Genomic DNA, 12,992 nt, shown 5'->3' on the forward strand with positions numbered 1-12,992 from the left:
GTCATGTCGATCGAAGTCCGTAATGTCAGCAAGAACTTCAACGCCTTCAAGGCCCTGAGCCGCATCAATCTGGACATCCAGAGTGGCGAGCTGGTGGCGTTGCTCGGCCCGTCCGGCTGCGGCAAGACCACCTTGCTGCGCATCATCGCAGGGCTCGAAACACCGGATGACGGCAGCATTGTGTTCCATGGTGAAGACGTGTCCGGCCACGACGTACGCGATCGCAACGTCGGCTTTGTGTTCCAGCACTACGCGCTGTTCCGCCACATGACCGTGTTCGACAACGTGGCTTTCGGCCTGCGCATGAAGCCAAAGAACCAGCGCCCGAATGAAAGCCAGATCGCGGTCAAGGTGCATGAACTGCTGAACATGGTGCAGCTGGACTGGCTATCGGATCGCTACCCGGAACAGCTCTCCGGCGGCCAACGCCAGCGTATCGCCCTGGCCCGCGCCCTGGCGGTAGAACCCAAAGTGCTGTTGCTCGACGAACCCTTCGGCGCCCTCGACGCCAAAGTGCGTAAAGAGCTGCGCCGCTGGCTGGCGCGCCTGCACGAAGACATCAACTTGACGTCCGTGTTTGTGACCCACGACCAGGAGGAGGCCATGGAAGTCGCCGACCGCATCGTAGTGATGAACAAGGGTGTGATCGAGCAGATCGGTTCACCGGGGGAAGTCTACGAAAACCCGGCCAGCGATTTCGTCTATCACTTCCTCGGGGATTCCAACCGTCTGCACCTGGGTGAAGACAAGCACGTGCTGTTCCGCCCTCACGAAGTGTCGCTGTCGCGGCATGAGCTGGAAGATCACCATGCGGCTCAAGTGCGCGACATTCGTCCATTGGGCGCCACCACGCGGGTAACCCTGAAGGTCGAAGGCCAGAGCGAACTGATTGAGGCAGAAGTGGTGAAAGACCACGACAGCCTGACCGGGCTGGCGCGGGGTGAGACGCTTTTCTTCAAACCCAAGGTCTGGCAAAAAGCCTGACAACACCGCAATACCAATGTGTGAGCGGGCTTGCTCGCGAATGCAGTCTGTCAGTTGATGATGTATTGACTGACACTGCGCCTTCGCGAGCAAGCCCGCTCACACATTTAGACCGTGCGCAGCAGGACCGGCCCCGAGCGCTGCTCTATCTGTTGCTTGAGGTCATCTCGCAACCCCAGCAAAAACGCCAACTCCGCCACCACAAACAACGGCCCCACGATCAGCCCCGACACATCATCCACAAACGCCGGCTTCTTGCCTTCGTAGTAATGCCCGACGAACTGAATCACCCAGCCCACCACAAACATCCCGATGCCGCCGCTGAGCCACACCATCGTGCTCTGTGCCGCCAGCACATGCCCGGCCCACACCGACAGGCCCATCAGCAGCGTCATCAACACACCCAGCGCCAGTTCCAGGCGCAGGTAAAACCACGCTGACAGCAGTGCGACGATCACTGCCGGCGAAATCCACACCCCACCGATCGCCCATTCCGGGCGTGACAGCAGCACGGCCACCGCGACGACAATCAGTGGAATGCCGATAAAGTGGCTGGCGATATTGCGCGGGTCGCGGTGGTAGGCAGCGTATTGACTGAGGTGGTCGACGAGGCTTTTCATTGTTATTCCTCCTGTAGGATGTTTGATCATCTCCCGTCAGCCGGCGACTGACTGTCAACTGGGCGACAATCTCTGGAGTTCTCATGATTGCGGCAACCTGGCATGCCCGATTGGCCACCGGTCAGTGGTTCAGCCACCTGCCTGTGCAGCTACAGGATAGTGTGCTGGCGGCGGCTCGGCTGCGTCAGCTGACGGCGGGGCAATACCTGTTCAGGCGCGGTGATCCGCCCTGTGGGGTGTATGCGGTATTGGAGGGGGCCGTGCGTGTCAGTGCGGTCAATGCACAGGGCAAGGAAGCGGTGTTGAGCCTGATTGAAACACCTTTCTGGTTTGGCGAGATCTGCCTGTTCGACGGTTTGCCGCGTACCCACGACGCCTTGTCGGTTGGGCCGTGCACGCTGTTGCAGGTGCCGCAATCGGCGATGCTCGAGATGCTTGACCAAAACCCGACGTACTGGCGCGACATGGCGTTGTTGATGAGCCAGAAGTTGCGCCTGTCGCTGATCAATATCGAACAGATGAGCCTGATGCCGGCGTCGACGCGTATCGCTCACCGGCTGCTGATGATTGCCGGCGGGTACGGCGAGATAGAGCACTCCCGTCGCGTCTTGCAGCTGCCTCAGGAGGATTTGGCCGCGATGTTGAGCCTGTCGCGCCAGACCACCAACAGTTTGCTCAAGGCCTTAGAGCAGCAAGGGATCATCAAGCTGAGTTACGGCGCGATTGAAGTCCTCGACCTGCCGCGCTTGCGGCAGGCCGCTGGGGCCGACTAGGAACCGCGATACGTCGAAAAGCCGTAAGGGCTCAGCAGCAGCGGGATGTGGTAGTGCTGGTCGGCCTGCTTGACCTCGAATATCACCGGGACTTGCGGGAAAAACGTCTCGCGATTGGCTTTCTTGTAGTAGTCGCCGGTCTTGAATACCACGCGATACTCGCCCGGTTTCATGGCTTGGTTGGCCGGGAACAGTTCGGCGATGCGCCCCTGCTGGTTGGTGACACCTTCGGACAGCGATTGCCAGTGATCGCCTACGTGCTGCTCCAGGGTGACGCTGACACCGGCAGACGGCAGGCCGTTTTCCAGGTTCAGGACATGCACGCTCAGGGGGTTGCCGGCCGCCAGGGCCAGGCTGCTCAGGCCGCTCAGGCTGAGGGCGGCGAGGGTCTTAGTCAGGGTTTTCATCGAGGTTTCCTCAAGGGGTGATTGTCAGGCCAAGTTGAGTGGCTGCCTTTACCGCGCACGCTTCGTCCTGCTCGGCACCGCCGGCACCGGCAATGCCCAACGCGCCCACCAGTTCAGCGTCGGCAAACAGCGGGATGCCGCCCCCGAGCAACAGCAATTCGGGCAAGCTGTTAAGGTTGGCGGCCTCGGGGTTGTTGCGCGCACGCTCGGCAAACAGGCGGGTGGGGGTTTTCGTCGACAGCGCCGTGTACGCTTTGCGTTGGCTGGCGATGCTGTTGTGCGGACCTACGCCGTCGGCCCGCAGGCTGAGCAATGGATTGCCGCCCCGGTCGAGTACGGTAAGTGCCGCCGTGCACTGCGCCAGGCCGGCGTCTGCCAGTTGGCGTGCGGTGTGCAAATCCAGGTCGGCGTGGCGCGGCAGCGGTGGTGCTGCCAGGGCGGTGGCGCTGATGGCGAAGCTCAAGAACAAGGCATTGCGATACATGGGAACGGCTCCAGAAAGCAGGCCGCTACCTTAGCCAGTGATCTCGGTCAAAAGCCGAACAATTCGATTACAGGTTTGTAATGAACCAAGAGGTAGGCATGCAGGTATTGTTAGTGGAAGACCAGCCGAAATTAGCCCAACTCATGGCCCAGGGCTTGAGTGAGGCCGGCTTCGCAGTGGAAGTCGCCGCCAATGGCATGGCGGCTCAGCGGTTCGTGGAAAGCGCTGAATATGACTTGGTGATCCTGGATGTGATGTTGCCGGGTTTGAATGCCTGGAAGTTGCAGCAGGCGATTCGCAAGAAGGGCGAGACGCCGGTGTTGTTCTTGACGACCCCGGAAGGGATTGAGGACCGCCTGCGCGGGTTGGAGCTGCATGAGGATGATTACTTGCTCAAGCCGTTTGAGGCCAAGGCTTTGGTGGCGCGGGTGAAGAAGCTGTTGCGGCGTGATCGCGGGCGTTGATTGATCCGGCATGTCTAGCGCCTGAGCCATCGCGAAGAGGCCTTCAAAAACATAACACACTCACCTACTGCAAGCCGTCCCTGAACTGCCCCGGCGTCATCCCCGTCCAGCGCTTGAACGCCCGGTTGAAGCTGCTGGTATCGGCAAACCCCAGCAAATGGCTGATCTCTGCCAATGAGCACTGCGGATCCCGTAGATGCAGCAACGCCAAATTCTCCCGGCATTCATTGAGCAACGCATCAAACCGACACCCTTCATCCGCCAGGTGCCGCTGCAAACTGCGCAAGCTCAGGTGCAGGGCCTGGGCAATGCGCTCAGCACTTGGCTCGCCGTCCGGCAATTGCGCTTCAATAGCCGCACGCACCTTACGTTCCCAGGTCAGCGGTTGCAGCTGGGCGAGAGTGCGCTTGAGCACGGTTTCGTTGTGCTCGGCCAGTTCAGGGTTGGCGTCGTCCAAGTGGCTGTCGAAGTCGTGGGCGGCAAACTCCAGGCAGTCTTCTTCGGCGCCGAAGAACACGGGCGCACGAAACACGGTGTGCCACGGATTGGGATCGGCAGGCTCTGGCCGTCGCAGGTGCACCGTCAGCGGTGCATACGCACGGCCCAGGCGATTGCGGCAGGTGCGCACATAAATCGCCGCAAACGCATCAATGGCCTCGAATGCCGGCGCCGGGCTGCCCGGGGGTTGCAGCAGGCGAAAGCGGTAGCGCTCGCCGTCTCTGCTAAGCGCCAGCGTCAGCGCATCACTGACCACCTGGTGATAACGCACGATGCGCTCGAACACCTCCCGCAGGCTGCCGCTGGCTACCAGCGCATACCCCAGCGCATGGAAGGTGGTGGGGCTGACAAACCGCGACACCCGCAAGCCAATCGCCGGGTCACCGCTGGCTTGCACCGCCAATTCCCATAACCGCGTCGTGGCTGACAGCGGATAACGCGCATTGGGATCGTCCATCTGCTGCGGGTCGAGCCCGGCTTTCAGGCAAAGCGCGGCGCTGTCCAGGCCCAAGGCATCGAGCTGCTTGCGCAGGGCGCGGGTCCAGCTGGCGAGGGAGGTGGGCTCGGTCATGACGATTGGCGCTTGCGGTCAACAGGTTGGCGTCCAGGGCTAGCGTCCTGCCAGATCGCGTGGGGCAGGATGAACGCATCGATAACCAGAGGATGTGATCATGGACGGTACTTCTGCAAGCCCCCAGCAGATGAATGCACAACAGCGCGCGGCGCATATCCGTGATGTGGTGCTGGCCGAAGGCGTGCGCTTGCGCCGGCAGCACCCCTGGTTGCTGCATCAAGACGCATTGGGCGCGGGCATTCTGGCGTTTGCGCTGGTCGGCATGCTTGGCTCGGCAGCGCTCTACGTCGCCGGGTATATAGCCTGGTGGGTGTGCCTGCTGCTCAACGCCTTCCTCGCTTCATTGACCCATGAGCTGGAACACGACCTGATCCACAGCATGTATTTTCGCAAGCAGCGCCTGCCCCACAACCTGATGATGGGCCTGGTGTGGCTGGCGCGTCCGAGCACGATCAACCCGTGGATACGCCGCCACTTGCACCTCAACCATCACAAGGTCTCCGGCACTGAGACCGATATGGAAGAGCGCGCCATCACCAACGGTGAGCCTTGGGGTTTTGCGCGGTTGCTGATGGTCGGTGATAACGTCATGTCGGCGTTTATCCGCATGCTGCGGGCCAAGACCTGGAAGCACAAACTGTCGATCCTCAAGCGCTCGCTGCTGGTGTACGCACCGCTGGCGCTGCTGCATTGGGGCGCGTGGTACGTGTTCCTGGGTTTCCATGCCGCCAACGGCCTCGCCAGCCTGGTGGGCGCACCCATCGAATGGTCTGCCGGCACCTTGCAGGTGATGCAGGTGATCGACATCGCCGCCGTGGTGATCATTGGCCCCAACGTACTGCGTACCTTTTGCCTGCACTTTGTCAGCTCCAACATGCACTACTACGGTGATGTGGAACTGGGCAATGTGATCCAGCAAACCCAGGTGTTGAACCCTTGGTGGATGTGGCCGTTGCAGGCGTTCTGCTTCAACTTCGGCAGCACCCACGGCATCCACCATTTTGTGGTGAAAGAGCCGTTTTACATCCGCCAGATGACCGCGAAGGTGGCGCACGAGGTCATGGCTCAAATGGGTGTGCGCTTCAATGATTTCGGGACGTTTGCGCGGGCCAATCGGCTTGGTTTTCCACCGCCTGCAGGGTTTCGATCAGCACCTTCGCCACAGGCGACAAGCGAACCCCAGCGCGGCTGATCACCCCGCTACGGTTGTTCAGGCTGTCCAGGGCATGGGGCTGATTATTCCGTCAATGAAGCATGTTTTTTATATAGACCTTAAAGGCATAGCTATAGAGCGGGTGCCGTTCGGTAGGTGGCGGGGCTGAACACGCGGGTCACCACCAGCATTGCCACGGCCGTTACGGTCAGCACCGCCCAGGCGCTGACAAAGCTGCCGGTGAGTTCGCGCAGCCAGCCGGTCAGCCATGGCGAAATCGCATTGATCAAAAAGCCCACGCCCTGCACGAAGGCAGCCAGTTGACCGGCCTGTCGCGGGTCGCGGTGGTGGTCGAGGGTCAGCAACAGGCTCAGGGCAAAACACGCGCCCAGGCCGAAACCGCACAAGGCAACCCACAGGTGGGGACATTGCAGCGGCGCGAGCAACAGGCCGAGGTAGCCGATGGTCTGGGCCAGCAGGCTGACCCACAGCAGTGGCCGACGGTCTATCCCGCGTTGCGCCAGCACCGGCATCAACAGCGCGGCGATCACCTGGAAGATGGTCATGAATGCCAGCAGCGAACCACTGGGCAATACGCCCCAGCCCAGTTGCTGATAATAGGCGGGCAGCCAAGCCACCATGCTCATGTAACCGCAGTTCACCAAGCCGAAATACAGCGCCAGCAGCCACGCGCGACGGTTGCGCAGGCCCTGGAATGCAGGCGTTGCCTGTGGGTTTTTGGCTGTGCCGAGCGGCAACCAGGCCCACAGCAGCAGCGCCGCCAATGCGGGCAACAGCCACACGCCAAGCCCGGCCTGCCAGTGCTGGAAGTAGCTGGCCACCACCGGGCTAAGCAGCGCTGCCAGGCCGCCACCGGCCATCAGCGACGCCGAATACACGCCCATCGCCACCGGCACACGGTGATGAAATTCACGCTTGATCATCGCCGGCACCAACGCCTGGATCAGCGCCACACCGGCACCGCCGAGCAAGGCCGTGACCAGCAGCGCCGAACCCTGGCCCATCAGCCAACGGGCCAGGCACGCCAGCAGGATCATCATCAGGCCCAGGGCAATGCCGCGCCGCTCACCCAACTGCGCTTCAACGCGCACGCCCACCAGCGCCACCAGGCCCATGCACACCACCGGTAGGCTGGTGAGCAAGGCGCTGCTCTGGAAACTCAAGCCGGTGGCCAGGCGTATTTCGCCGAGCAAAGGGCTGATGGAACTGAGGATAGGTCGCAGATTGAGACCCAGGACTACCAACAGTCCCCAGCCGGCGAATTTGCCGGCAGATGAAGGGTTGAGCGTCATGCAGCAGGCGTCCGAAGGGTCAAAAATGAAGCGTGAGTATGGGCAGCACCACGGGTATTCTGAAATTAAATATAACCATGCCAACCAGTGGCAAATGGAATGGTGAGCGCCATGTTTGATCCCGTGTTATTGCGCAGCTTTGTCGCCGTGGTGGATTGCGGCAATTTCACCCGCGCCGCCGAGCGCCTGCACCTGACCCAATCCACCGTGAGCCAGCAGATCCGCCGCCTGGAAGAGGGGGTGGCGTGCCAGTTGCTGGATCGTGACCAACGCCGTGTGGTGGCGACGGCGGAGGGGGAACGCCTGCTCGCTTATGCGCGGCGCATCCTCGCGCTGAATGAGGAAGCCGCTGACGTATTGATCAGCCAGCAAAGCGACGGCGTGCTCCGCCTCGGTGTACCTGAAGACTTTGCCGCCGAACGCCTTATGCCTCTGCTCTCGGCCTTTGTGCAGGCCTATCCTCGAGTGCGTCTGGAGGTCACCAGTGGCCTCGGCCCCGAATTGCAGCGTCAGTACCGCGGCGGTGAGTTCGATGTGTTGTTGGTCAAGCAGATGGGCGACAGCGACGACTGCCTGGCCTCATGGCCAGAGCCTTTGTGCTGGGTGGACAGTCGTCACACACCGTCACTGGGTCGCGATCCCCTGCCGTTGGTGGCATTCCCGGTGGGCGGCCTGTACCGCAATGAAATGCTGCAACACCTGGAAGTGGGCGGCTGGCGCTGGCGTATTGGCTATTCCAGCGCGAGCCTGGCCAGCGTGTGTTCTGCGGTCGTGGCGGGGTTGGGGATCAGTTTGTTGCCCCGTCGAGTGGTGGAGGCCGGGCATGTCGTACTGGGCGCAGACAGCGGTTTGCCCAGGGTGCAGGGCGTTCGGCTTGCGCTGTATGGGCGCGCTGGCCTGGGTGCGGCAGGGCAGAGCTTGCAGCGCCAATTGCTTGATTTGTGCATGAACAACCCTGCCTGACCGATGCCTTTGCTGAATATTTTTATGCCTCAAATGCATTGAAAAGCAGCGACTCGACGCCAGCCCGCGCAGGACGTGGATATCCAGTTTCTGGGTGCTTCGCTTATTCATTTTTTGATCTATTTATAACGTTAAGAGATAAGCGTCTGGCCCCGATGATTCAGCCATCGACGGCCTTCCATGCAGGCCCGTCGGTTTTTGTTCAAGACCGTAGGGAGTGAATCAATGGGCAATGTCCAGACCGCCGCCAGTGCACACGAGGCGCAAGGGCGCCAGGCACCGGCTGGCGATTTGGTCGCCCTTGGCCGGCCGCACCGCGCGCCGTTGGGCACCTGCGAACGCAGAAAACGCCAAAGCGTTTCTCCAGCCGTCACTTGAATCCATTGAAAGCGTGGTGATCTGGCCGCTGGTGGTCTTTTCGGTCGCCACCTGGGGCAGGCCACGACACTGACCCACCGCCTTAGCGAGCAAGCTCCCACATTTTGATTTGTGGGGTTGAGGTTTTGGTTATTAATAAATAGCTTCTTATTCCTTAACGGATATAACCACCGTCCCTATACTGTTCAGCAACGTTAAACGCCGCAGGAGGGCACACCCATGCACAGCGAGTCGACTCGTTATCTGATCGTGCCGGGCTGGCAAGGATCGCCAGTAGATCATTGGCAAAGTCACTGGCAGACCCACCTGCCCAACAGTGCACGGGTGGAACAGGCCGATTGGCTCACCCCGCGTCGCGAAGACTGGGTAGCCGCGCTGGCCGAAGCCATCGCCGCCGACAGCACGCCGGTGATCCTGATCGCGCATAGCCTGGGCTGCATCACCGTAGCGCATTGGGCGGCCACGGCCCCTATGCAGTTTCTACGGCACGTGCGCGGCGCCTTGCTGGTGGCCCCGGCCGATGTCGAACGTCCTGCCTGCTCGCCTGCCTTGCGCAACTTTGCGCCGATCCCCACCCACCTGCTGCCGTTTCCCAGCCAGGTGGTCAGTTCCGATAACGACAGTGCCGTCAGTGCTCCACGAGCCTTGGCGCTCGCGCGTAACTGGGGGGCCGAAGCCGGGATCTTGTCCGGTGCCGGGCATATCAATGTGAAATCCGGCCACCAACGCTGGGAGCAGGGTTTCGCTTACCTCTATCGCCTGCAGAGCCGCCTAGAGCAACACGCCCGGCGTACCGCCTGAACATTTTTCAACGTCCCGTCCCTGAGTGGATTGGGGGCGGGAGCCTGCCATGAGTCTGCATGAAACCTACGGCCAGCCTTTGCTGACCTTTCCCGATGCCGAGAAAAGCCCGCTGAGTATCCGCGCCAAGGCGTTGGTGTTTGTTGATCCCCGTTCGCGGCAACTGCGCGAAGCGCTGGAAAGCCTCGCACCCCGCGCCTTGCCCGTGTTGATCCGCGGCGAGACCGGTAGCGGTAAAGAGCTGCTGGCGCGGCATATCCACCGTGGCAGCGACCGCACCGGCTTGTTTGTCTGCGTCAACTGCGGCGCCATCAGCCCGACTTACGCCGATGCCGAATTGTTCGGCTATGCCGCTGGAGCCCACAGTGGCGCGGCCAGCAGCCGGGCCGGTTGGTTTGGATCGGCGAATGGCGGCACGTTGTATTTGGATGAGATCGGCGACTTGCCGCTGCCGATCCAGGTGAAACTGCTGGCCGCCCTGGAAAACCACGAAGTCACCCGCGTCGGTGCCCATCAGCCTAGCCCGGTCGATGTGCGCCTGGTCGCCGCCACCAGCATCGACCTGGCCCAGGCCGTGGCTGCCGGCAAGTTCCATGAGCGCTTGTTCCATTACTTGAGCGAAGGCCGGTTGGACTTGCCGGCGTTGCGCGAGCGCGTCGGCGATATCCTGTCCCTGGCCGAGTACTTCCTCGGGATCTACAGTCAGCGCTTGGACCTGCCGGCGCCGCTGATCAGTGATGCCGCCCAGCGTGTGCTGGAACACCACAGCTGGCCGGGAAACACCCGTGAGCTGGAAAACGTTATTCACTTTGCGTTGCTGGTCAGCAGCGGCGACGAGATTTTGCCCGAGCATTTGAACCTGCCAGTGGCGGGCTCGCCGCTGGAGCAAGTACAGCGAATTTTCAACAGTGCCAGCCTTGCCGAGCAGGAAACGCTGCGCAAATTCCTGTATGAACAAAATGGAATATCAACGTGAATAAAAGATATTGTTCGGGAATAAAAAATCTAGGTATTGTCCATCCCATGCCTCGATAGCACTTCGCTGGCACACCATATAAGAACGGTCGTCAGAGACGCCCCGGAATTTCGATAAGGACACTGCATGAAAAAGGTTCTGTTGTTTACTGCACTGGCGGCTGCCCTGACTGCAAGCTTGGCCCAGGCCAACGAGAAGCTGGTGGTTGCTGCCACTCCGATCCCGCACGCTGAGATCCTCGAGCTGATCAAGCCGACCCTGGCCAAAGAAGGCGTGGACCTGGAAATCAAAGTCTTCACCGACTACGTGCAACCCAACACGCAGGTTGCCGAGAAACGCTTGGATGCCAACTACTTCCAGACCCTGCCGTACCTGGAAAACTTCAACAAGGGCAAGGGCACCAACCTCGTCACCGTCGTCGGTGTACACGTTGAACCGATCGGCGGTTACTCGAAAAAGATCAAGAACATTTCTGAACTCAAAGATGGCGCGACCGTTGCCATCCCGAACGAAGGCTCCAACAGCGGCCGTGCCCTGTTGCTGCTGCAAAAGAACGGTCTGATCACGCTGAAAGACCCGACCAATGCCCTGTCCACGCCGAAAGACATCAAGGACAACCCCAAGCACCTGAAATTCAAGGAGCTGGAATCGGCCCTGCTGCCACGCGTGCTGGATCAGGTTGACCTCGACGTCATCAACACCAACTACGCCCTGGAAGCTGGCCTCAACCCAGCGAAAGACGCGCTGATCATCGAAGACGCCAAGTCGCCCTACGTGAACTTCCTGGTGGCGCGCCCGGACAACAAGGACAGCGACGCTATCCAGAAACTGTCCAAGGCCCTGACCAGCCCGGAAGTCAAAGCCTTCATTGAGAAGAAGTACAACGGCGCGGTCGTGCCCGCGTTCTGATGTAAGCCAAAACCCCCTTCAAGGTTTCAACGCCGACGGCTTGTACAGCGTCGGCGTTTTTTTATGCGGTCTTTTTGAGAAAACAGGGTTAGAAAATATAGGCGTATCAACTACTTTATTGGCTTAACCGAATTGTTTGGTTCATTTATTAATTTGAATAATTAATTCTGCGTGTGTTTATAAATTATCTTACAGTTTTAGTTTTGCCCGATTGAATGTGTGAGAGCAACCTTGCACAGGTTGTAGGAGTCATCGCATGGAGGCGCCAGTGAGTTATATAATTTTTTGGAGCCGTTATTATTATGTTGAAAGCCATTTCCCCCAATCATGTGCCGACCTTTATGGCAGCTCCTGCCATTGGAGTTCACCCGCCAGAAAGTGCTGCCAGCTTCGAAACCCAATACCCCAAAGACCAGTGCAAGCCGGTGCCCAATAATATCCACATGGTCTGGGTCGGCTCCAAGCCCGGCTCAAACCAGGACGCCTACTTACGCCAGTGGGCCAAGATGAACCCCAACCATAAAATTATGTTGTGGGTGGACGCTACTCAATTCGATGCTTATACAACGAATAAAACTGCACAGGCTAAAGCTGAAAGTATCTATCCAAACTATCAGTCGGAAAGGCCTGTTCGTGGCGTGTTCAGTCAACTTAAAACGGTGATGAGCAGCCCAGGGAACGAGCAGCGTAATAAGGTTGAGCAAGAACAGGTGATCTCAGAACTTAATAAAGAACTGTCGTCCTCAGGTAACAAAGCATTGAGGGCTTCTCTGCTGCCTGAGGGTGGGAAAGTGACGCCGGAGAATGCTTCGCAAGTGCTAAGTGCATTTGCGCGTCATGCTTCACGTACCGATGATAAGTTTAATCAAGCAGAAGCCACCATTCTCGACCAGACCACCAAGTCGTGGGACCGCTATGTCAGCAACCCGCCCCGTGATACGACTGCGCTAGCTGCTTTGCAAGAGCGATTCGCAGACCTGAAAAACGTACAGATACGTGATTTGAGCAATCCGGCCGATATACGGTTGAAAAACCAGGACGTTTATCAACATGAAATCATCGGGCGCAATGGCGGTTATGCCGCAGCCTCTGACGTCGCCCGTTATGAAATCGTCAATCGACATGGCGGCACCTACACAGACATCGATCTGGAAAGCGTACGCCCGCTTGATGGCGCATTGAATGCCCATCCGGACCTGATGCTGGTCGGCATGGCGGCAGGCAAGAGTGAAGCGAGTGGCAACGCCACACCTTATTTTGCCAACGCGTTGTTCGCCAGCCATCCCCAGAGCGCGATGCTGACGACCATGATTGATGACATCGGGGATAAATACCGCTCGATGAAAGGTAATGAGTACGCCGGCGACCGTTATTTCAGCCGCCCGAACAAAAGCACGATCGAAACCACCGGGCCCAACGCATTACGCGGGCATGTCGACAGGGTGATACAAGAGGCCAAGGGGCGACCGGACCTGATACGCAACGACGCCGCATCCTCAGCTGAACGTATATGGGACATGGCAAAACCACAGAATAAGGAATATTGGAACCTGGTGGATTCGCACTTCAAGTTCCCGGACAACTACGTCAATTTTGAAACGGAAGAGCAGCAAAAAAGTGCCACCAAAGCCATGGCAGGGGGGGCTGATTGGCGGCCGTCGACGCAAGGTTAAAAGTCTGAAAAACAGCCTCACC

14 protein-coding genes and 1 pseudogene are annotated in these 12,992 nt (G+C 59.4%); 10 read left to right on the forward strand and 5 right to left on the reverse strand.

The features are described 5' to 3' along the window. The first annotated feature begins 3 nt into the window (after window positions 1–3). The gene (locus tag AACY52_RS08820; protein WP_339419875.1) at window positions 4–984 is read left to right on the forward strand and encodes a sulfate ABC transporter ATP-binding protein; all 981 of its coding nucleotides are present in this window, start codon (window positions 4–6) and stop codon (window positions 982–984) included. A 107-nt stretch (window positions 985–1,091) separates the two neighbouring features. On the opposite strand, the gene AACY52_RS08825 is transcribed toward AACY52_RS08820, so the two are convergent. Continuing rightward, a complete protein-coding gene (locus tag AACY52_RS08825; RefSeq protein ID WP_339419877.1) occupies window positions 1,092–1,604 on the reverse strand; it encodes an Mpo1-like protein in 513 nt (170 codons plus the stop codon). A gap of 83 nt (window positions 1,605–1,687) precedes the next feature. On the opposite strand from AACY52_RS08825, the gene AACY52_RS08830 reads away from it, so the two are divergent. Further along, window positions 1,688–2,377 carry a Crp/Fnr family transcriptional regulator gene (locus tag AACY52_RS08830; protein WP_339419879.1) on the forward strand — a complete coding sequence of 230 codons (690 nt, stop codon included), beginning with the start codon at window positions 1,688–1,690 and terminating at the stop codon, window positions 2,375–2,377. Here the strand turns inward: AACY52_RS08830 and uraH are convergent. Together uraH and AACY52_RS08840 are read right to left on the reverse strand one after the other, a co-directional pair. Next, entirely contained in the window at window positions 2,374–2,784 is a 411-nt protein-coding gene (gene uraH / locus AACY52_RS08835) for a hydroxyisourate hydrolase (protein WP_339419881.1), read from the reverse strand. The genes AACY52_RS08830 and uraH overlap by 4 nt on opposite strands. Before the next feature lie 10 nt (window positions 2,785–2,794). Beyond that, complete coding sequence (locus tag AACY52_RS08840) at window positions 2,795–3,268, reverse strand: heme-binding protein (protein ID WP_339419882.1); 474 nt, start codon at window positions 3,266–3,268, stop codon at window positions 2,795–2,797. 98 nt (window positions 3,269–3,366) lie between these two features. On the opposite strand from AACY52_RS08840, the gene AACY52_RS08845 reads away from it, so the two are divergent. Further along, complete coding sequence (locus tag AACY52_RS08845) at window positions 3,367–3,732, forward strand: response regulator (RefSeq protein ID WP_339419883.1); 366 nt, start codon at window positions 3,367–3,369, stop codon at window positions 3,730–3,732. Between the two features lie 64 nt (window positions 3,733–3,796). Here AACY52_RS08845 and AACY52_RS08850 read toward each other — a convergent pair whose 3' ends face one another. After that, complete coding sequence (locus tag AACY52_RS08850; protein WP_339560425.1) at window positions 3,797–4,801, reverse strand: AraC family transcriptional regulator; 1,005 nt, start codon at window positions 4,799–4,801, stop codon at window positions 3,797–3,799. Between the two features lie 100 nt (window positions 4,802–4,901). Between AACY52_RS08850 and AACY52_RS08855 the strand changes: the two genes are divergently transcribed. Then, complete coding sequence (locus AACY52_RS08855) at window positions 4,902–5,996, forward strand: fatty acid desaturase (protein WP_339456697.1); 1,095 nt, start codon at window positions 4,902–4,904, stop codon at window positions 5,994–5,996. Window positions 5,997–6,088: 92 nt separating this feature from the next. On the opposite strand, the gene AACY52_RS08860 is transcribed toward AACY52_RS08855, so the two are convergent. Beyond that, window positions 6,089–7,270 carry a CynX/NimT family MFS transporter gene (locus tag AACY52_RS08860; RefSeq protein ID WP_339456699.1) on the reverse strand — a complete coding sequence of 394 codons (1,182 nt, stop codon included), beginning with the start codon at window positions 7,268–7,270 and terminating at the stop codon, window positions 6,089–6,091. Between the two features lie 111 nt (window positions 7,271–7,381). Between AACY52_RS08860 and AACY52_RS08865 the strand changes: the two genes are divergently transcribed. The 6 genes and pseudogenes from AACY52_RS08865 to AACY52_RS08890 all read left to right on the forward strand — a co-directional run bounded on the left by AACY52_RS08865 (window position 7,382) and on the right by AACY52_RS08890 (window position 12,970). Then, window positions 7,382–8,233, forward strand: coding sequence for a LysR substrate-binding domain-containing protein (locus AACY52_RS08865; protein ID WP_339419887.1), 852 nt, complete (start codon window positions 7,382–7,384; stop codon window positions 8,231–8,233). Window positions 8,234–8,458: 225 nt separating this feature from the next. After that, a pseudogene (locus tag AACY52_RS08870) lies at window positions 8,459–8,604 on the forward strand (energy transducer TonB); the annotation flags it as partial. A gap of 226 nt (window positions 8,605–8,830) precedes the next feature. Beyond that, a complete protein-coding gene (locus tag AACY52_RS08875; protein ID WP_339560426.1) occupies window positions 8,831–9,412 on the forward strand; it encodes an alpha/beta hydrolase in 582 nt (193 codons plus the stop codon). A 49-nt stretch (window positions 9,413–9,461) separates the two neighbouring features. Further along, complete coding sequence (locus tag AACY52_RS08880; RefSeq protein WP_339419891.1) at window positions 9,462–10,388, forward strand: sigma 54-interacting transcriptional regulator; 927 nt, start codon at window positions 9,462–9,464, stop codon at window positions 10,386–10,388. 126 nt (window positions 10,389–10,514) lie between these two features. Further along, on the forward strand, window positions 10,515–11,297 hold the full coding sequence (locus tag AACY52_RS08885; RefSeq protein WP_339419893.1) for a MetQ/NlpA family ABC transporter substrate-binding protein: 783 nt from the start codon (window positions 10,515–10,517) through the stop codon (window positions 11,295–11,297). Between the two features lie 302 nt (window positions 11,298–11,599). Beyond that, window positions 11,600–12,970, forward strand: a complete 1,371-nt coding sequence (locus tag AACY52_RS08890; RefSeq protein ID WP_339560427.1) for a TcdA/TcdB catalytic glycosyltransferase domain-containing protein — start codon at window positions 11,600–11,602, stop codon at window positions 12,968–12,970. Window positions 12,971–12,992: the final 22 nt, after the last annotated feature.

Origin of the sequence: Pseudomonas sp. EA_65y_Pfl1_P113 (assembly GCF_963970525.1) — a bacterium.
GTDB lineage: Bacteria > Pseudomonadota > Gammaproteobacteria > Pseudomonadales > Pseudomonadaceae > Aquipseudomonas > Aquipseudomonas tritici.